Source organism: Streptomyces daghestanicus (genome assembly GCF_020521275.1).
In the GTDB taxonomy this organism is placed as follows: Bacteria; Actinomycetota; Actinomycetes; order Streptomycetales; family Streptomycetaceae; genus Streptomyces; species Streptomyces griseoviridis.
Genome location: NZ_BNDX01000009.1, coordinates 119,415 through 135,947 on the forward strand (window position 1 = coordinate 119,415; position 16,533 = coordinate 135,947).

The following is a 16,533-nucleotide window of genomic DNA, read 5'->3' on the forward strand; positions in this document are numbered from 1 at the left end:
ACCAAGACGACCAAGGCGACCGCGGCTGCCGCCGGCGCCCTCACGGCGGCGGCCCGCGGTGGTGCCCGCCGCCGCACCCTGCGCCTGCGCGTCTCCGCCACGCTGCTCGCCGCGGCCGTGCTGGCCGTGCTGCTCGTCCCGCCGTTCGTCCGGCTCGACCAGCAGGCGGTCGACCTCGCGGCCGAGCTGCTGCCGCCGAGCGCCGCCCACCCCTTCGGCACCGACGACGTCGGCCGCGACCTGCTGCTGCGCTGCGTGTACGGGCTGCGCGTCTCCCTGCTGGTCGGGGTCGCGGCGGCACTCACGGCGACCGTCGTCGGCACCGCGGTGGGCGCCGCCGCCGGGGCGCTGGGCGGCTGGTTCGACCGGTGCGTCATGCGGCTGGTCGACGCCTTCTCCGCCGTACCGCACCTGCTGCTCGGGGTGTTCATCGTGGCGCTGTTCCGCCCCGGGGTGGGGCCGGTGGTCGTCTCGGTGGCGCTCACCCACTGGCTGTCCACCGCCCGTATCGTCCGCGCCGAGGTGCTCTCCCTGCGCTCCCGGCCCTATATCGACGCCGCCGTCTCCGGGGGCGCGTCCCGGTGGCGGGTGACGGTACGGCACCTGCTGCCCGGGGTGCTGCCGCAGGCCGCGCTGGCCGCCGTACTGATGGTGCCGCACGCCATGTGGCACGAGTCGGCGCTCTCCTTCCTCGGGCTCGGCCTGCCCACCCACCTGGCGAGCCTCGGCAACCTCATCCAGGACGCCCGCGGCTCCCTGCTCACCGGGCAGTGGTGGCCGACCCTCTTCCCGGGCCTGTTCCTCATCGTCCCCACCCTCGCCGTCGCGGGCCTCGCCGGGGCGTGGCGGGAGCGGATCAACCCCCGCCGCCGATCGGAGCTGATGCTGTGACGCCGCCCCAGCCACCCCAGCCGTCCCCCTCACCCGCGCCGGACGCGCCGGACGCGCCGGACGCGCCGGACGCGCCGGACGCGCCGACCGCCCCCGTCCTCTCCGTCCGCGGCCTCACCGTGCGGTTCCTGATGCCCGGCGGACGGCGCGTCGCCGCCGTCACCGACGTCCGCTTCGACGTGCGGCCCGGCGAGTGCCTCGCCCTGATCGGCGAGAGCGGCTGCGGCAAGTCCGTGCTGACCTCCGCCCTCCTCGGCCTGCTCCCCGGCAACGCCCGCACCACCGGCTCCGCCCTCCTCGGCGACCTGGACCTGCTCACCGCCGACGAGCGCACCCTCGCCCGCACCGTACGGGGCCGCCGGATCGGCCTGGTCCCGCAGAGCCCGGCCGCCCACCTCACCCCCGTCCGCACCGTCCGCTCCCACCTGTCGGAGACCGTCGCGGCCCTGACCGGCGTCCGGGGCCGTACCGCCCGCCGCGCCGCCGCCGAGGCCGCCGCCGCCCGTGCCGCGTTCCCCGCAGGGCACCTCGACCGCCACCCGCACGAACTGTCCGGCGGCCTCGCCCAGCGCGCCGCCACCGCCCTCGCCCTGGTCGGCGACGCGCCCCTGCTGCTCGCGGACGAGCCGACCACCGGCCTCGACCGCGACCTGGTGGACCACACCGTCGACGCCCTGCGCCGCCACGTCGACGCCGGTCCGGACGGCACCGGCCGGGCCCTGCTGATGATCACCCACGACCTGGCCGCCGCCGCCCGTGTCGCCGACCGCGTCGCCGTCATGTACGCGGGCCGCGTCGTCGAACTCGCCGACGCCGCCGCCTTTTTCGGCGCTCCCGGCCCCCGCCACCCCTACAGCCGGGGCCTGCTCCAGGCCCTGCCCGACCGCGCCTTCACCCCCATCCCCGGCCTGCCCCCGGAGCTGACCGACCTGCCCGCCGGCTGCGCCTTCGCCGCCCGCTGCGCCCGCGCCACCGACCGCTGCGCCACCCCGCCGGGACCCGCCGACCCGGTCGCCTGCCACCACCCGCACCCCGCCGCCCCGGAGGCCACCCGTGCTTGACCTGCGCTCGGTCACCGCCGGATACACCCGGGACGCCCCCGTCCTGCGGGACGTCTCCCTGACCGTCGCGCCCGGTGAGGCGGTCGGCCTGCTCGGCCCCAGCGGCTGCGGCAAGTCCACCCTCGCCCGGGTCGCCGCCCTGCTGCACCGGCCGGACGCGGGCACCGTCACCGTGGACGGCGAGCCGGTACGCCGCTGGCGGCACCGCGCGCCGCGCGACCTGCGCACCGCCTTCGGCGTCGTCTTCCAGCAGGCCCGGCAGGCCGCCGACCCCCGGCTCCGGCTGGCCGACCTGATCGCGGAGCCGCTGCGGGCCACCGGCCGCCGCGCCGAGGTGGCGCGGCGGGTCCCCGAACTGGCCGCCGCGGTCGGCCTCACCGGCGATCTGCCGGCCCGCCGCCCGCACGAGGTCAGCGACGGCCAGCTCCAGCGGGCCTGCCTGGCCCGCGCCCTGGTGCTGCGCCCGCGCTGGCTGGTGTGCGACGAGATGACCGCGATGCTCGACGCCTCCACCACCGCCGCGCTGGTCGCCGTGGTCGAGGAGTACCGCGCCGCCACCGGCGCGGGCCTGCTGGCGGTGGGCCACGACCGGGTGCTGCTGGAGCGCTGGTGCGACCGCACGGTCGACTGGGCGCCCGGCTGGACGGCCGCCGGGGCGGCCGACGGGACGCGGAACCAGTCTCCTCAAGACCCCACACATTCCGACAGGGTGATTGATTCGGTTGTGTCCGGGTCCTAGGGTGACCGTGTTTCAGTAACCGCTCCCTCACCGGCAGTCGCCATGCCCCACCACCGCAACTGCCGTTCGCGCACCGTGCGTTGAGCCGCCCCCCGAATCAACGGAAGGCCACGGTCATGCCGCACCCGCCTGTTTCCCCCGCCGCGCCGCCGGTCGTCAGCCGCCGCCGGCTGCTGGAGGGCGGCGCCGCCGTCCTCGGCGCGCTCGCCCTGTCGTCACCGGCCGCCCGCGCCGCCGCCCCCCGCGCGGCCGGCCCCGACGCCGCCCCGGAGTGGAACGACTTCGGTGTCTTCCGGGTCGGCACCGAGCCGCCGCACACCACCCTCATGCCGTACCGGGACGTCCGGCAGGCCCTCGCGGCCGACCGCACCGACTCCCCGTACCGCCTCTCCCTCGACGGCACCTGGAAGTTCGCCTACGCCGACCGCCCCGAGGACCGGGACGCGGACTTCCACCGCACCGACCTCGACGACGGCGACTGGGGCACCATCCCGGTCCCCTCGGTCTGGCAGCTGCACGGCCACGACCGCCCGATCTACCTGAACATCACCTACCCCTACTGGGGCCCCAACGGCCGGGGCGAGGAACCCCGCCCCCCGGCCGCGCCCACCCGGCACAACCCCGTCGGCCAGTACCGCCGTACCTTCAGCGTCCCCCGCGACTGGTCCGGCCGCCGCACCTTCCTCCACTTCGAGGGCGTCAAGTCCGCGCACTACGTGTGGATCAACGGCGAACTCGCCGGGTACGACGAGGACTCCTACACGCCCTCCGAGTACGACATCACCGACCACCTGAAGCCCGGCACCAACCAGATCGCCGTCGAGGTGTACCGCTACGCCGACGGCGACTGGCTGGAGGACCAGGACATGATCCGGCTGAGCGGCATCTTCCGCTCGGTCCACCTCTACTCCACCCCCGCCGTGCACCTGCGCGACTTCCGGCTGGACACCCCGCTGAACGACACCTACGACGACGCCGAACTCGCCGTCACCGCGCACGTCCGGGCGTACGGCGGCGCCGACGCGGGCCGGTACACCGTGGAGACCCAGCTCTACGACACCCGCGGCCACGCCGTCTGGTCCCGGCCGCTGACGGCCACCGCCGACCTCGCCACGGCCGCCGCCGGCCAGGACGTCACCGTCCGCTCGGCCAAGGCCGTCCCGGCGCCGAGACTCTGGTCGGCCGAGCACCCGTACCTCTACACGGCCGTGCTGCGGCTGCGCGATCCCTCGGGGAAGGTGACCGAGACCCTCTCCCACCGGGTCGGCTTCCGCGAGTTCGCCCTGCGGGACGGCCTGATGCGGATCAACGGCAAGCCGGTCTCCCTGCGCGGCACCAACCGCCACGAGATGCACCCCGACCGCGGCACCGCCCTCACCCGCGAGGACCTGGTGCGGGACATCACCCTCATCAAGCGGATGAACATCAACAGCGTCCGCACCTCGCACTACCCGAACAACCCCCTGTGGTACGAACTCGCCGACGAGTACGGCCTCTACCTCGTCGACGAGACCAACCTGGAGACCCACGGCATCCGCGAGGAGTACCCCGGCTCCCACCCCGAGTGGACCGCCGCGTGCGTGGCCCGCGCCCAGAACATGGTGCACCGCGACAAGAACCACCCCTCGGTGGTCATCTGGTCGCTCGGCAACGAGGCCGGCACCGGCTCCGCCTTCACCGCCATGCACGACTGGATCCGCTCCTACGACCCCACCCGCGTCATCCAGTACGAGGGCGACGACCGCCCCGGCATCAGCGACATCCGCTCCGAGATGTACGACACCCCGCAACGGGTCGAGCAGCGGGCGAAGGACACCTCCGACACCCGGCCGTACGTGATGATCGAGTACGCCCACTCGATGGGGAACTCGACCGGCAACTTCAAGAAGTACTGGGACGTCGTCCGCGCCCACGACGTCCTCCAGGGCGGCTGGATCTGGGACTTCGTCGACCAGTCGCTGACCTGGCCGGTCCCCGACCGCATCCTGCTGCGGGAGACCGGCCCCGGCCGGCTGCGCGGCGAGGTCGTCAACCCCAGCGGCACCTTCGACCCCGGCGCCGGCCTGTCCGGCGGCACCCTCTTCGCCCGTGATCCGGGCCTGGACCTCACCGGCTCCCTCACCCTGGAGGCGTGGATCACCCCGCGCTTCCTCGGCTACCACCAGCCGATCGTGGCCAAGGGCGACACCCAGTACGCCCTGAAGCAGAACGGCGGGACGCTGGAGTTCTTCCTCTACTCCGGCGGGCAGTGGATCACCGCCACCTGGGCGCTGCCGGACGACTGGACCGGCCGCGAGCACCATGTCGCCGGGGTCTTCGACGCCGGCGCGGGCACCCTCGCCCTGTACGTCGACGGCACGGTCCGCGCCACCCGCGCCACCACCCGGCGGCCCGAGGTGAACACCGCGCCGCTCGGGCTCGCCACCGACGCCGACAACCCGACCCGCGAGTTCAGCGGCACGATCCGCCGCGCCCGGGTCTACGCCCGTGCCCTGACCGCCGCCGAACTCGCCGCCGACGACCGCTCACCCGGCGACGACGGCGTGCGCTTCTGGTTCGACGCCGCCACCGCCGGCGCCGACCGGGAACGGCCCGAGGGGAAGACCTTCCTCGCGTACGGCGGCGACTGGGGCGACAACCCCAACGACGGCGCCTTCGTCGCGGACGGCCTGATCACCGCCGACCGCCGCCACACCGGCAAGGCCGCCGAGGTCAAACGCGTCTACCAGGCGATCGACGTACGGCGGCGGTCCGGCGGCCCCGGCGCGGTGACCCTGGTCAACGAGTACCTCTTCACCGATCTGCGCGAGTTCGGCGCCCGCTGGGAACTGGTCGCCGACGGCGAGGTCGTCCGGCACGGCCGGCTGACCCGCGACCAGCTCGCCGTCGCGCCCCTGAGCAGAAAGGACATCACCCTCCCGGTCCGGCTGCCGGACGGCCCGGCGCCCGGCACCGAGTACTTCCTCCAGCTCTCCTTCACCACCAGGGAGGACCTCCCCTGGGCGAAGGCAGGCTTCGAGGTGGCCCGCGTCCAGCTCCCCGTCGACGCGGCCGTCCCCGCCGTCACCCCCGTACCCCTGGACCGGGTGCCGGCCCTCGACCTCGACGAGGACGACGACGAGATCACCGTCGACGGCGAGGACTTCACCGTCACCGTCGACCGGCGCAGCGGCCTCATCACCGCCTACCGGGCGCGCGGCATGCGGCTGCTCACCTCCGGCCCCGTGCCCAACTACTGGCGGGCGCCCACCGACAACGACCACGGCAACGGGCAGCACACCCGCAACCGGACCTGGCGCGACGCGGGCGCCCGGCGCGAGGTCACCGGCGTCCGGGTCCGGACGACCGGCGACCGGGCCGTCGAGATCGAGGTCACCGGCACCCTGCCGACCACGACGGAGTCCGCGTACACCACCACCTACACGGTCTTCGGCAACGGCGAGATCAAGGTCGGCCACACCCTGCGCCCGGGCGCCGCGAACCTGCCGTACATCCCGGAGGTCGGCAGCCTGCTGTTCCTGCCGCGCCGCCTGGACCGGCTCCACTGGTACGGGCGCGGCCCCGAGGAGAACCACTGGGACCGCAACACCGGGACCGACGTGGGCCGGTACTCCGGAACCGTCGCCGGGCAGTGGTCCGGGTACATCCGCCCGCAGGAGAACGGCAACAAGACCGACGTCCGCTGGGTGGCGCTCACCGACCGCTCCGGTGCCGGACTGCTCGCCACCGGCGAACCCCTGCTGGAGGTCAACGCCTCCCACTTCACGCCCGAGGACCTCTCGGCCGGGGTGCGGCACGACTACCAGCTCACCCCGAGGGACGCGGTCGTCCTGCGCCTGAACCACCGCCAGATGGGCGTCGGCGGCGACAACAGCTGGGGCGCCCACACCCACGACGAGTTCAAACTCTTCGCCGACCGGGACTACGCCTACGCCTACCGGCTGCGTCCGATCACCGACGTACGGGAGGCGATGACGGCCGCCCGCCGGCCCACGGCCACCTCATAGCCGCATGAGGAGCGGGGAGTCCGGGCAGCCGGGCTCCCATGGGTGACGTACGGGTGGGAGCGTGTTCCTGGACGGACCGGCAGCTCGTCACGAGCGGCTGGTATCCACGCGGGCGACGGGACGCCGAGGGGCGGCTGCGGCACTACGCCTCCCGGCTGCCCGTCGTCGAAGTGGACTCCGGGTACTACGCGTTGCCCAGCCGCCGCAACAGCGAGCTGTGGGTGGAGCGCACCCCGGACGGCTTCCGCTTCGACGTGAAGGCGTTCTCGCTGCTGACCGGGCACCCCACCCGGCCCGAGGCGCTCCCCGCCGACCTGCGGGACGCCGAGCGGGGCCCGGCCCTCCTCGACGAGGTGTGGAAGCGGTTCGCGTACGCCGTCGAGCCGCTGCGCGCGGCCGGGCGGCTCGGTGCCGTGCTGTTCCAGTTCCCGCCCTGGTTCGCGCCCGGCGCCGGCGCCGAGGAGACCCTCGCGGAGTGCGCCGGGCGCACGGCCGGGTGGCCGCTCGCCGTGGAGTTCCGGCACCCGGGATGGTGGGCGGCGGACCGGGCGGACGCCACCGCCGCGCTGCTCACCCGCCTCGGCGCGAGCGCGGTCGGCGTCGATATGGCGCAGGACCTGCCCGGCTCGCTGCCGCCCGTCCTGCCGGTCACCGCCCGCTCCCTGGCCGTCGTCCGGTTCCACGGCCGCAGCCCGCAGTGGGGGAGGGGCAGCAAGGAGGACCGCTTCCGGTACGCCTACGACGTGAGCGAACTCGCCGCGTGGGTGCCCCGGCTGCGGCGCGCGGCCGGGCAGGCCGACGAACTGCACGTGCTGTTCAACAACTGCTGCGCGGACGCGGCCGTGCGCGCCGCCGAGACCATGCGCGACCTGCTCAGCGAGCCGGTTCCGAGTCGCTGATCCCCAGCCGCAGGTGCTCCACGTGGTAGACGGCCTGGTCGAGGAGTTCGGCCACGTGGTCGTCGTGCAGCGCGTAGACGACGGACCGGCCGCGCCGCTCGCCCACCACCAGGCCGAGGTTGCGCAGCAGCCGCAGCTGGTGCGAGCACGCCGACTGCTCCATGCCGACCTCCGCCGCCAACTCGGTCGCGGGCAGCGGCCCTTCGCGCAGCCGGGCCAGGATCAGCAGCCGGGACGGGGTGGACAGGGCCTGGAGCGTGGTGGCGACCTTGGCGACGTTGTCCGCGTCCAGACGCACGCGGGCGGCGTCCTGCGCGGTGATGGCGGCTCCGTGACCCATGCGGCCATCCTACGCACCACGTCCGGCCCGGCCGGGAACGCATGAACGAATGAACGAATGAATGAGTCTTCATGTGTTCCTGTATGGTGTGCGGCGTGTCCACCACCCTTGCCCCCACCGCGCCCGCGACGACGCCCCGCCGCCCGGCGCCCGGCCGCCGTACCCGCGTGCTCGCCCTGCCCGAGGCCCGCTGGGCGCTCGTCTCCCTGCTCGCGTTCCTGGCCGCCCTCACCCTCGACCTGACCGGCACCCCGGCCTGGGCCTACGGCCCGCTCTACGCCCTCGCCTACGCCGCCGGCGGCTGGGAACCCGCCCTGGAGGGCCTGCGGGCACTGCGCGAGAAGACCCTGGACGTCGATCTGCTGATGATCGTCGCGGCGCTGGGCGCGGCGGCCATCGGACAGGTCCTCGACGGCGCCCTGCTGATCGTCATCTTCGCCACCTCCGGCGCCCTGGAGGCCCTGGCCACCGCCCGCACCGCCGACTCCGTCCGCGGCCTGCTCGACCTCGCGCCCGCCACCGCCACCCGGGTCCGCGAGGACGGCACCGAGGAGACCGTCCCGACCTCCGGCCTCGCCGTCGGCGACCTGCTCCTGGTCCGCCCCGGCGAGCGGATCGGCGCCGACGGCACGGTCCTCGACGGCACCGGCGAGGTCGACCAGGCCACCATCACCGGCGAGTCCCTGCCCGTCCTGAAGACCCCCGGCGACGACGTCTTCGCCGGCACCCTCAACGGCACCGGCGCCCTGCGCGTCCGCGTCGGCCGCGACCCGGCCGACTCGGTCATCGCCCGGATCGTCGCCCTGGTCGAGGAGGCGTCCCGCACCAAGGCGCCGACCCAGCTGTTCATCGAGAGGATCGAGCAGCGCTACGCGGTCGGCGTGGTCCTCGCCACCCTCGCCGTCTTCGGCGTCCCGCTCGCCTTCGGCGCCTCCCTCGCCGACGCCCTGCTGCGCGCCATGACCTTCATGATCGTCGCCTCGCCCTGCGCGGTCGTCCTCGCCACCATGCCGCCGCTGCTGTCCGCCATCGCCAACGCCGGCCGGCACGGCGTCCTGGTGAAGTCGGCGGTCGCCATGGAACGGCTCGGCGAGATCGACGCCACCGCTCTGGACAAGACCGGCACCCTCACCGAGGGCACTCCCGAGGTCACCGCCGTACGCCCGCTGCCCGCCGCCGGCCTCGACGAGGACGCCCTGCTCGCGCTCGCCGCCGCCGCCGAGGTGCCCAGCGAGCACCCGCTGGGCCGCGCCGTCGTCGCCGCAGCCCGCGCCCGCGGCCTCACCCTGGCTCCCGCCGGGGACTTCACCGCCACCCCCGGCCGCGGTGTGACGGCCACCGTCGCCGGCCGCACGGTGGACGTGGGCCGGGCTCGGACCGCCGCCGACGACGCCACCACCGTGACGGTCACCCGCGACGGCGTCCCCGTCGGCACCCTCGTCCTCACCGACCGGCTGCGCCCCGACGCCGCCGGGGCCACCGCCGCGCTCACCGCCCTCACCGGCACCGCCCCGACCCTCCTGACCGGCGACAACGCCCGCGCCGCCGCCCGCGTCGCCGAGGCCACCGGCCTCACCGAGGTCCGCGCCGACCTCTTCCCCGAGGACAAGGTCACCGCCGTACGCGGCCTCCAGGAGGCCGGCCGCAAGGTGCTGTTCGTCGGGGACGGCGTCAACGACGCGCCCGCCCTGGCCGCCGCCCACGCCGGCGTCGCCATGGGCCGCGCGGGCTCGGACCTCGCGCTGGAGACGGCGGACGCGGTCGTCGTCCGCGACGAGCTGACCGCCGTACCGGCCGTCGTCCGGCTCTCCCGCACCGCCCGCCGGCTCGTCCGGCAGAACCTGGTCATCGCGGGCACCTGCATCACCGTCCTGGTGCTGTGGGACCTCATCGGCCACCTGCCGCTGCCGCTCGGCGTCGCGGGACACGAGGGATCGACCGTCCTGGTCGGCCTGAACGGGCTCCGCCTGCTGCGCGAGTCCGCCTGGCGATCCGGAACACCGCAGGAAGCGTGAGCGCGATGTCGGATTCCCGCCAGAACGGCCGGGCGCGGTGCGTGATGCTGGACCCATGCGAAGGGGAATGCACACCGACACCGAGCGCTGTGTCCGCGCCGTGCGGTCCAAGGACGCGCGGTTCGACGGCTGGTTCTACACGGCCGTCCTGACGACCGGCATCTACTGCCGACCGAGCTGCCCGGTGGTGCCGCCGAAGCCGGAGAACATGACCTTCCTGCCGAGCGCGGCCGCCTGCCAGCAGGCCGGCTTCCGGGCCTGCAAACGCTGCCGCCCCGACGCCGCCCCCGGCTCACCGGAGTGGAACCGGCGCGCCGACCTCACCGCCCGCGCCATGCGGCTGATCGCGGACGGGGTGGTCGACCGCGAGGGCGTGCCCGGCCTCGCCGCCCGGCTCGGCTACAGCACCCGGCAGATCGAACGCGAACTCCTCGCCGAGCTGGGCGCGGGCCCCCTCGCCCTGGCCCGCGCCCAGCGCGCCCAGACCGCCCGCCTGCTGATCGAGACGACGGCACTGCCGATGGCCGAGATCGCCTTCGCCGCCGGGTTCGCCTCGATCCGCACCTTCAACGACACCGTCCGCGAGGTCTACGCCCTCACCCCCGGCGAACTGCGCGCCCGCGCCCCCGGGCCCGGCACCGGCCGGGGCGCGGGCGGCGCCCTCACCCTGCGCCTGCCGTTCCGCACCCCGTTCACCCCGGACAACGTCTTCGGTCATCTCGCCGCGACCGCCGTCCCCGGCGTCGAGGAATGGCGGGACGGTGCCTACCGCCGCACCCTCCGCCTCCCGCACGGCCACGGCATCGCCGCGCTGACCCCCGCCCCCGGCCACATCGCCTGCCGCCTCACCCTCACCGACCTGCGCGACCTGCCCGTCGCCATCAGCCGCTGCCGCCGGCTGCTCGACCTGGACGCCGACCCGGCCGCCGTCGACGGCCAGCTGCGCACCGACCCGGTCCTCGCCCCCCTGGTCGACAAGGCACCCGGCCGCCGCGTGCCGCGCACCGTCGACGAGGCCGAGTTCGCCGTCCGCGCCGTCCTCGGCCAGCAGGTCTCCACGGCCGCCGCCCGCACCCACGCCGCCCGCCTGGTCACCGCCCACGGCGACCCGGTCGACGACCCCGAGGGGGGCCTGACCCACCTCTTCCCCGTCCCGGAGGCGCTCGCGGACGTCGACCCCGCCACCCTCGCCATGCCCCGCACCCGACGCGCGACCCTCACCACCCTCGTCCGCCACCTCGCCGGCGGCACCCTCACCCTCGGCGTCGACAGCGACTGGCCGGCCACCCGGGCACGGCTCCTCGCCCTGCCCGGCTTCGGCCCCTGGACCGCCGACGTCATCGCCCTGCGCGCCCTCGGCGACCCCGACGCCTTCCTCCCCACCGACCTCGGCGTCCGCCGCGCCGCCCAGGCCCTCGGCCTGCCCTCGACCCCCGCCGCGCTCACCGCCCGCGCGGACCGCTGGCGGCCCTGGCGGGCGTACGCCGTCCAGTACCTGTGGGCGACCGACGACCACCCCATCAACGTCCTGCCCGTCTGAGGAGCCGGCATGAAACAGCACACCGTCACCGACAGCCCCTACGGCCCCCTCACCCTGGTCGCCGACGACGGCGTCCTGTGCGGCCTCTACATGACCGGCCAGCGCCACCGCCCGCCCGAGGAGACCTTCGGCGTCCGCGACGCCACCCCGTTCGGCGCCGTCCTCGACCAGCTGGAGTCCTACTTCGCGGGGACCCTGAAGGAGTTCACCGTGCCCCTGCGCCTGCACGGCACACCCTTCCAGCGCACCGTCTGGGACCACCTGCGGACCATCCCCTACGGCGAGACCCGCACCTACGGCGAACTGGCCGCCGCCCTCGGCAACCCCGCCGCCTCCCGGGCCGTCGGCCTCGCCAACGGCCGCAACCCGGTCGGCGTCATCGTCCCCTGCCACCGGGTCATCGGCGCGAGCGGCGGGCTCACCGGCTACGGCGGCGGCCTCGACCGCAAGCGCCGGCTCCTCGACCTCGAACGCGGCGGACCGGAACCGGCGGCCCTCTTCTAGCGGCCTGAGCCGGAGATTCGTCGCCGGCCGGGCCTGAGAGGCCGCGTCACGCACTCCACACCGAGGACGGCGAGACAGACGGCGGTGGTCGCGCGGGTGCACGGTCCTTCCACCGGATCACTCGCCGAGGCGTGTCGGGCACGTCCGGACATGGGTGAACGGGTGAACGGGCGGTTCGTCCGGTACTTCGGGCAGCGGGGCCGCCCGGAGCGCCCCGCGCCGCGCCGCGGAGCGTGAGACTGAGACCGCCCGGAGCGCCCTCCCGGGACCCCTGACGAAAGGACACGGACATGCGCACCACTCGCCGGAAGCTCGGCGCCCTCATCGGCGGTCTCGTCGCGGCGGCCCTCGCCGTCGGCGCGGTGGCCACGGTGGCCGTCATCGACAACCCCGGGTCGAAGACCCCCACCGCCGCGTACACGCCGAGGCCCTACTAGCGGACGCGGCGCGCCAGGAACGGATCACGCGTTCGAGTGCCTGGACGGAGCGGTGGACGCGTGAGCTCGGCGCACCACCGCTCCACCGAGCCCAGCCATGGCGGACTCGGCTAGGCCGTGGCGGCGCGCTCCGCCTCGCTGCGCTCCACGCAGAACTCGTTGCCCTCGGGGTCGGCGAGCACGGCCCAGCCGGTCCCGTCGGGGTTGCGGCGGTCGTCGACCAGCCGGGCGCCCAGGGCGAGCAGCCGCTCGACCTCCTCGTCCCGGGTGCGGTCCTGGGGCTGGAGGTCGAGGTGCACGCGGTTCTTGGCCGTCTTGGGCTCGGGCACCGTCACGAACAGCAGCCCGGCACCCGCGATCAGGACCTCCGGATCACCTGGGAGATCCTCCGGCTGCAAGGGCTGCCCGAGCACCTCGGACCAGAAGAGGCCGAGACGGTAGGCGTCGGTACTGTCGATGGTCGTGTGGCGTATCGCTGAGGTCATGCCGAGGATTGTGGGCCACCCGGCGGCCTCCCGCACCGGGTTTACGGCGGCCCCGCCGCCCGGCCCGTCAGCGGTCGACCCGGCGGCCGTTCTCCAGCTCCGCCGTGCCCGAGCCGTCCGCGAGGACGTCCAGCGCCGCCAGCACCCGGCCGAGCGTGGCGCCGAGCAGATGCGCGGACAGCTCCTCCCGGGGCACCAGCCGCCAGGACAGCAGCTCCTCCTCCTGGAGCCGGATCGCCTTGAGGTCGTCCTCGGTGAGGACCCCGCCGTCGTACAGGTACGCCACGATCGGCGGCCGGTCCGTCCCGTGCACCCAGTCCACCGCGAGCAGCCGGCCCAGGGTGACGTCGAGGCCGATCTCCTCGGCCGTCTCCCGGCGCGCGCCCTCCCGGGGCGTCTCCCCCTCGTCGGACTCGACGGTCCCGCCGGGCAGCGCCCAGCCCTCGCGGTAGTTGGGCTCGACGAGCAGGACCCGTCCCCCGGCGTCCCGGAACAGGGCGGCGGCACCGGCCAGGACGCGGGGGAGACCGGCGATGTACGTGGCGTAATCCATGGTGGTCATCCCCCGCAGGGTAGCGGCCGGGGGCATGACGGGGAGGGCACGGGCCGGTTAAGGTCACTGCGGCGCGACTGCCTTGACGTGCGCTGACGTGCGCAAGGCCCGAGAGCAAGGGGAGTGCAGGGTGGCTGACGCTGCTGTGGACGGGAACCGGCGGGTCCTCGTCGCCGCGGACAAGTTCAAGGGGTCGCTGACGGCCGTCGAGGTCGCCGAGCGGGTGACGGCGGGGCTGCGCCGCGTCGTCCCCGGCGTGCGGGTCGAGGCGCTGCCGGTGGCCGACGGCGGGGACGGCACGGTCGCCGCGGCGGTCGCGGCCGGGTTCGAACGCCGGGAGGTACGGGTCGCCGGGCCGCTGGGCGCGGAGGTGACGGCGGCGTTCGCGCTGCGCGACGGCACCGCGGTCGTGGAGATGGCCGAGGCCAGCGGGTTGCAGCGGCTGCCGGCCGGTGTCTTCGCCCCGCTGACGGCGTCCACGTACGGCTCCGGGGAACTGCTGCGGGCCGCGCTGGACGCGGGGGCCCGCACCCTCGTGTTCGGGGTCGGCGGCAGTGCCACCACGGACGGCGGCGCGGGCATGCTGTCGGCGCTGGGCGCGCGGTTCCTGGACGCGGGCGGGGAGCCGGTGACGCCGGGCGGCGGCGGGCTCGGCGAGCTGGCCTCCGCCGACCTGTCCGGCCTGGACCCCCGGCTCGCCTCAGTGGAGCTGGTCCTCGCCAGTGACGTCGACAATCCGCTGACCGGCCCGAAGGGCGCCGCCGCGGTCTACGGGCCGCAGAAGGGTGCCTCGCCGGACGACGTGGCGACGCTGGACGCGGGCCTCGCGCACTTCGCGAAGGTCCTGGAGGAGGCCGTGGGCCCGCGGGCCGCCGAGTACGCGGGGGCGCCGGGGGCGGGCGCTGCGGGCGGCATCGGATTCGGGGCGCTGCTGCTGGGGGCCGGGTTCCGGCCCGGCATCGAGGTCATGCTGGACGTGCTGGGCTTCGCGCCGGCGCTGGAGCGGGCGGACCTGGTGATCACCGGCGAGGGCTCGCTGGACGCGCAGACGCTGCACGGGAAGGCACCGGCGGGGGTCGCGGCGGCGGCCCGGGCCGCGGGGCGCGAGGTCGTCGCGGTGTGCGGCCGGCTGGCGCTGGCGCCCGAGGCGCTGGGACGGGCGGGCATCCGGCGGGCGTACCCCCTGACGGACGTCGAGCCGGACGTGGCGACGTGCATCGCGGATGCCGGGCCGATCCTGGAGAGGGTCGCGGAGCGCATAGCCCGCGACTTCCTGAGCTGACCCCCGGCCCTCCGCCCACCCACCCACCCGCCTGTGACGGCACGCTTCCAGCCGACCGTCACAGGCGGGTGGGCGGGAAACGCGGACTCGGCAGTGGCGCCGGGCAACGGAAAAGGGGCCTCGAACCGACCCCCGGTCCAAGGCCCCCAAAAAACCTCCGCGCCGCTACGGCAATTGCGCTGCCCGCGCCTCCCGCCGATTGTCCCGGAAGTTGTTCACCCGCCGAGCCGTCGCGAACAGCGGAATCACCGCGCCCATGACCAGCTGCAACGCGCAGCCCGTCTGGAGCAGCAGCTGTCCGCTCGGCGCGTCGAACGCCCAGCCGGCCAGCAGACCCATCGACAGCACGATCCACGACAGCATCGCCACCGCGAGACGCCCCCGCGGCTTCGGGTACTCCACCCGGCTCACCATCAGCCAGGCCGTCCCGACGATCGCAAGCACCGTCGCCACGAACGGCAGCTCCAGCAGCACGATCGACACGACCGTCAGTGCCCCGAACGGCGACGGCATGCCCTGGAAGGTGCCGTCCTTCACCGTCACGCACGAGAATCTCGCCAGCCGCAGCACCACCGCCAGCAGCACCACGATCGCCCCGACCGCCGCCAGCCGCTGGTGCGCGTCGTCCGCGACCATGCCGTAGACGAGGACGAAGTACGCCGGTGCCAGGCCGAAGCTGATCAGGTCGGAGAGGTTGTCCAGCTCCGCGCCCATCGGCGAGGACCGCAGCTTGCGCGCGACCAGGCCGTCGAACAGGTCGAAGACCGCCGCGCACAGCATCAGGATCACGGCGGTCGCGGCGCTGTGCCGCGCCATGCCGGTCTCCTGGCTGCCCTGGAGGTGCGGGATGAGGATGCCGGTGGTGGTGAAGTACACCGCCATGAACCCGCACGTGGCGTTGCCGAGGGTGAGGGTGTCCGCTATCGACAGGCGCAGCGAGAGCGGCATCTCCTCCTCTTCGAACACCTCGTCGACCTCGTCGGCGGCCTCCGGCACCCAGCCGGCCTTGGTATCCGGATCAATCACGGTCAATGCGAGTCACCCCAGCCACGGTCTTCTGACCGACCTCGACCGCCACCTCCACACCCTCCGGCAGATAGAGGTCGACGCGCGAGCCGAACCGGATCAGACCGATCCGCTCACCCTGCTCGACCTTGGTGCCCTGTGGCACATAGGGGACGATGCGGCGGGCGACCGCGCCGGCGATCTGGATCATCTCGATGTCGCCGAGCTCGGTGTCGAAGTGCCAGACGACGCGCTCGTTGTTCTCGCTCTCCTTGTTGAAGGCGGGAACGAAGCCACCGGGCACGTGCTCGACGGAGGTCACGGCACCGGCCAGCGGGGCGCGGTTGACGTGCACGTTGAGCGGGCTCATGAAGATGGCGACGCGGGTGCGGCCGTCCTTCCACGGCATGATGCTCTGCACCACGCCGTCGGCGGGCGAGACGACCCGGGCCCGGGTGATCTCACGCTCGGGGTCGCGGAAGAACCACAGCATCCCCGCCGCGAGCGCGGTGGCGGGGACGGCGACGGCCTTGGCGACGCCCGAGCGGCGGGCGCGGACCAGGCTGACGGCCGCGGTCGCGACAGTGGGCAGGAGCCACGGCGATGCTCCGCGCGCGAGGCGTACGCCGGCGAGGCTGTCGCGAGGTGCAGAGGTTTGGCTGTGGGGCATGGATGACCTTCGTAGCGGATGATGCCGCGCTTCGGAAACGGGGGACGGCGGCTTTCTCGCGATCGTAGCGGCTCTCACCGACAACTGGGTAAGCCAGGAAGCCGA

General features: G+C 74.6%; 15 protein-coding genes. 10 read left to right on the forward strand and 5 right to left on the reverse strand.

The window, feature by feature from the left end:
- Positions 1 to 78: 78 nt before the first annotated feature.
- From Sdagh_RS18640 to Sdagh_RS18660, 5 genes are all read left to right on the forward strand, one after another.
- Positions 79 to 891: an ABC transporter permease gene (locus Sdagh_RS18640; RefSeq protein ID WP_190077202.1), complete on the forward strand. Its 813-nt coding sequence runs from the start codon at positions 79 to 81 to the stop codon at positions 889 to 891.
- Between the two features lie 131 nt (positions 892 to 1,022).
- On the forward strand, positions 1,023 to 1,952 hold the full coding sequence (locus Sdagh_RS18645; protein WP_189418527.1) for an oligopeptide/dipeptide ABC transporter ATP-binding protein: 930 nt from the start codon (positions 1,023 to 1,025) through the stop codon (positions 1,950 to 1,952).
- Positions 1,945 to 2,691: an ABC transporter ATP-binding protein gene (locus Sdagh_RS18650; protein ID WP_190077193.1), complete on the forward strand. Its 747-nt coding sequence runs from the start codon at positions 1,945 to 1,947 to the stop codon at positions 2,689 to 2,691. The genes Sdagh_RS18645 and Sdagh_RS18650 overlap by 8 nt, the downstream gene beginning before the upstream one ends.
- 116 nt (positions 2,692 to 2,807) lie before the next feature.
- A complete protein-coding gene (locus Sdagh_RS18655; RefSeq protein WP_190077192.1) occupies positions 2,808 to 6,698 on the forward strand; it encodes a glycoside hydrolase family 2 TIM barrel-domain containing protein in 3,891 nt (1,296 codons plus the stop codon).
- 38 nt (positions 6,699 to 6,736) lie between these two features.
- Positions 6,737 to 7,597 carry a DUF72 domain-containing protein gene (locus tag Sdagh_RS18660; protein ID WP_189418109.1) on the forward strand — a complete coding sequence of 287 codons (861 nt, stop codon included), beginning with the start codon at positions 6,737 to 6,739 and terminating at the stop codon, positions 7,595 to 7,597.
- On the opposite strand, the gene Sdagh_RS18665 is transcribed toward Sdagh_RS18660, so the two are convergent.
- The gene (locus tag Sdagh_RS18665) at positions 7,572 to 7,937 is read right to left on the reverse strand and encodes an ArsR/SmtB family transcription factor (RefSeq protein WP_189418110.1); all 366 of its coding nucleotides are present in this window, start codon (positions 7,935 to 7,937) and stop codon (positions 7,572 to 7,574) included. The two genes, Sdagh_RS18660 and Sdagh_RS18665, sit on opposite strands and share 26 nt — an antisense overlap.
- A gap of 83 nt (positions 7,938 to 8,020) precedes the next feature.
- Here Sdagh_RS18665 and Sdagh_RS18670 point away from each other — a divergent pair, with 83 nt between their 5' ends.
- The 4 genes from Sdagh_RS18670 to Sdagh_RS18685 all read left to right on the forward strand — a co-directional run bounded on the left by Sdagh_RS18670 (position 8,021) and on the right by Sdagh_RS18685 (position 12,433).
- Positions 8,021 to 9,952, forward strand: coding sequence for a heavy metal translocating P-type ATPase (locus Sdagh_RS18670; RefSeq protein ID WP_190077201.1), 1,932 nt, complete (start codon positions 8,021 to 8,023; stop codon positions 9,950 to 9,952).
- Between the two features lie 67 nt (positions 9,953 to 10,019).
- Complete coding sequence (locus Sdagh_RS18675) at positions 10,020 to 11,492, forward strand: AlkA N-terminal domain-containing protein (RefSeq protein ID WP_189418536.1); 1,473 nt, start codon at positions 10,020 to 10,022, stop codon at positions 11,490 to 11,492.
- Positions 11,493 to 11,501: 9 nt separating this feature from the next.
- Positions 11,502 to 11,996, forward strand: a complete 495-nt coding sequence (locus Sdagh_RS18680; RefSeq protein ID WP_190077191.1) for a methylated-DNA--[protein]-cysteine S-methyltransferase — start codon at positions 11,502 to 11,504, stop codon at positions 11,994 to 11,996.
- Positions 11,997 to 12,286: 290 nt separating this feature from the next.
- Positions 12,287 to 12,433 (forward strand): hypothetical protein, encoded by a 147-nt coding sequence (locus tag Sdagh_RS18685; RefSeq protein WP_190077190.1) that lies wholly within the window; start codon positions 12,287 to 12,289, stop codon positions 12,431 to 12,433.
- A 110-nt stretch (positions 12,434 to 12,543) separates the two neighbouring features.
- On the opposite strand, the gene Sdagh_RS18690 is transcribed toward Sdagh_RS18685, so the two are convergent.
- Both Sdagh_RS18690 and Sdagh_RS18695 read right to left on the reverse strand, forming a co-directional pair.
- The gene (locus tag Sdagh_RS18690; protein WP_190077189.1) at positions 12,544 to 12,918 is read right to left on the reverse strand and encodes a VOC family protein; all 375 of its coding nucleotides are present in this window, start codon (positions 12,916 to 12,918) and stop codon (positions 12,544 to 12,546) included.
- Positions 12,919 to 12,985: 67 nt separating this feature from the next.
- Positions 12,986 to 13,480, reverse strand: a complete 495-nt coding sequence (locus tag Sdagh_RS18695) for an NUDIX domain-containing protein (RefSeq protein ID WP_189418114.1) — start codon at positions 13,478 to 13,480, stop codon at positions 12,986 to 12,988.
- A gap of 121 nt (positions 13,481 to 13,601) precedes the next feature.
- On the opposite strand from Sdagh_RS18695, the gene Sdagh_RS18700 reads away from it, so the two are divergent.
- Complete coding sequence (locus Sdagh_RS18700) at positions 13,602 to 14,753, forward strand: glycerate kinase (protein ID WP_226535420.1); 1,152 nt, start codon at positions 13,602 to 13,604, stop codon at positions 14,751 to 14,753.
- 165 nt (positions 14,754 to 14,918) lie between these two features.
- Here Sdagh_RS18700 and pssA read toward each other — a convergent pair whose 3' ends face one another.
- Both pssA and Sdagh_RS18710 read right to left on the reverse strand, forming a co-directional pair.
- Complete coding sequence (pssA, locus tag Sdagh_RS18705; protein ID WP_189418541.1) at positions 14,919 to 15,701, reverse strand: CDP-diacylglycerol--serine O-phosphatidyltransferase; 783 nt, start codon at positions 15,699 to 15,701, stop codon at positions 14,919 to 14,921.
- A gap of 70 nt (positions 15,702 to 15,771) precedes the next feature.
- Positions 15,772 to 16,428 (reverse strand): phosphatidylserine decarboxylase, encoded by a 657-nt coding sequence (locus Sdagh_RS18710; protein ID WP_189418116.1) that lies wholly within the window; start codon positions 16,426 to 16,428, stop codon positions 15,772 to 15,774.
- Positions 16,429 to 16,533 lie beyond the last annotated feature (105 nt).

Bases quoted from the DNA above. Each gene is read 5' to 3' on its own strand.
- Sdagh_RS18670 (WP_190077201.1), top strand. From the start codon at position 8,021: ATGGTGTGCGGCGTGTCCACCACCCTTGCCCCCACCGCGCCCGCGACG.
- Sdagh_RS18695 (WP_189418114.1), bottom strand. From the start codon at position 13,480: ATGACCACCATGGATTACGCCACGTACATCGCCGGTCTCCCCCGCGTC.
- Sdagh_RS18675 (WP_189418536.1), top strand. From the start codon at position 10,020: ATGCACACCGACACCGAGCGCTGTGTCCGCGCCGTGCGGTCCAAGGAC.
- Sdagh_RS18645 (WP_189418527.1), top strand. From the start codon at position 1,023: ATGCCCGGCGGACGGCGCGTCGCCGCCGTCACCGACGTCCGCTTCGAC.
- Sdagh_RS18690 (WP_190077189.1), bottom strand. From the start codon at position 12,918: ATGACCTCAGCGATACGCCACACGACCATCGACAGTACCGACGCCTAC.
- Sdagh_RS18685 (WP_190077190.1), top strand. From the start codon at position 12,287: ATGCGCACCACTCGCCGGAAGCTCGGCGCCCTCATCGGCGGTCTCGTC.
- Sdagh_RS18710 (WP_189418116.1), bottom strand. From the start codon at position 16,428: ATGCCCCACAGCCAAACCTCTGCACCTCGCGACAGCCTCGCCGGCGTA.
- Sdagh_RS18680 (WP_190077191.1), top strand. From the start codon at position 11,502: ATGAAACAGCACACCGTCACCGACAGCCCCTACGGCCCCCTCACCCTG.
- Sdagh_RS18655 (WP_190077192.1), top strand. From the start codon at position 2,808: ATGCCGCACCCGCCTGTTTCCCCCGCCGCGCCGCCGGTCGTCAGCCGC.
- Sdagh_RS18665 (WP_189418110.1), bottom strand. From the start codon at position 7,937: ATGGGTCACGGAGCCGCCATCACCGCGCAGGACGCCGCCCGCGTGCGT.
- Sdagh_RS18660 (WP_189418109.1), top strand. From the start codon at position 6,737: ATGGGTGACGTACGGGTGGGAGCGTGTTCCTGGACGGACCGGCAGCTC.
- pssA (WP_189418541.1), bottom strand. From the start codon at position 15,701: ATGCCGCTCTCGCTGCGCCTGTCGATAGCGGACACCCTCACCCTCGGC.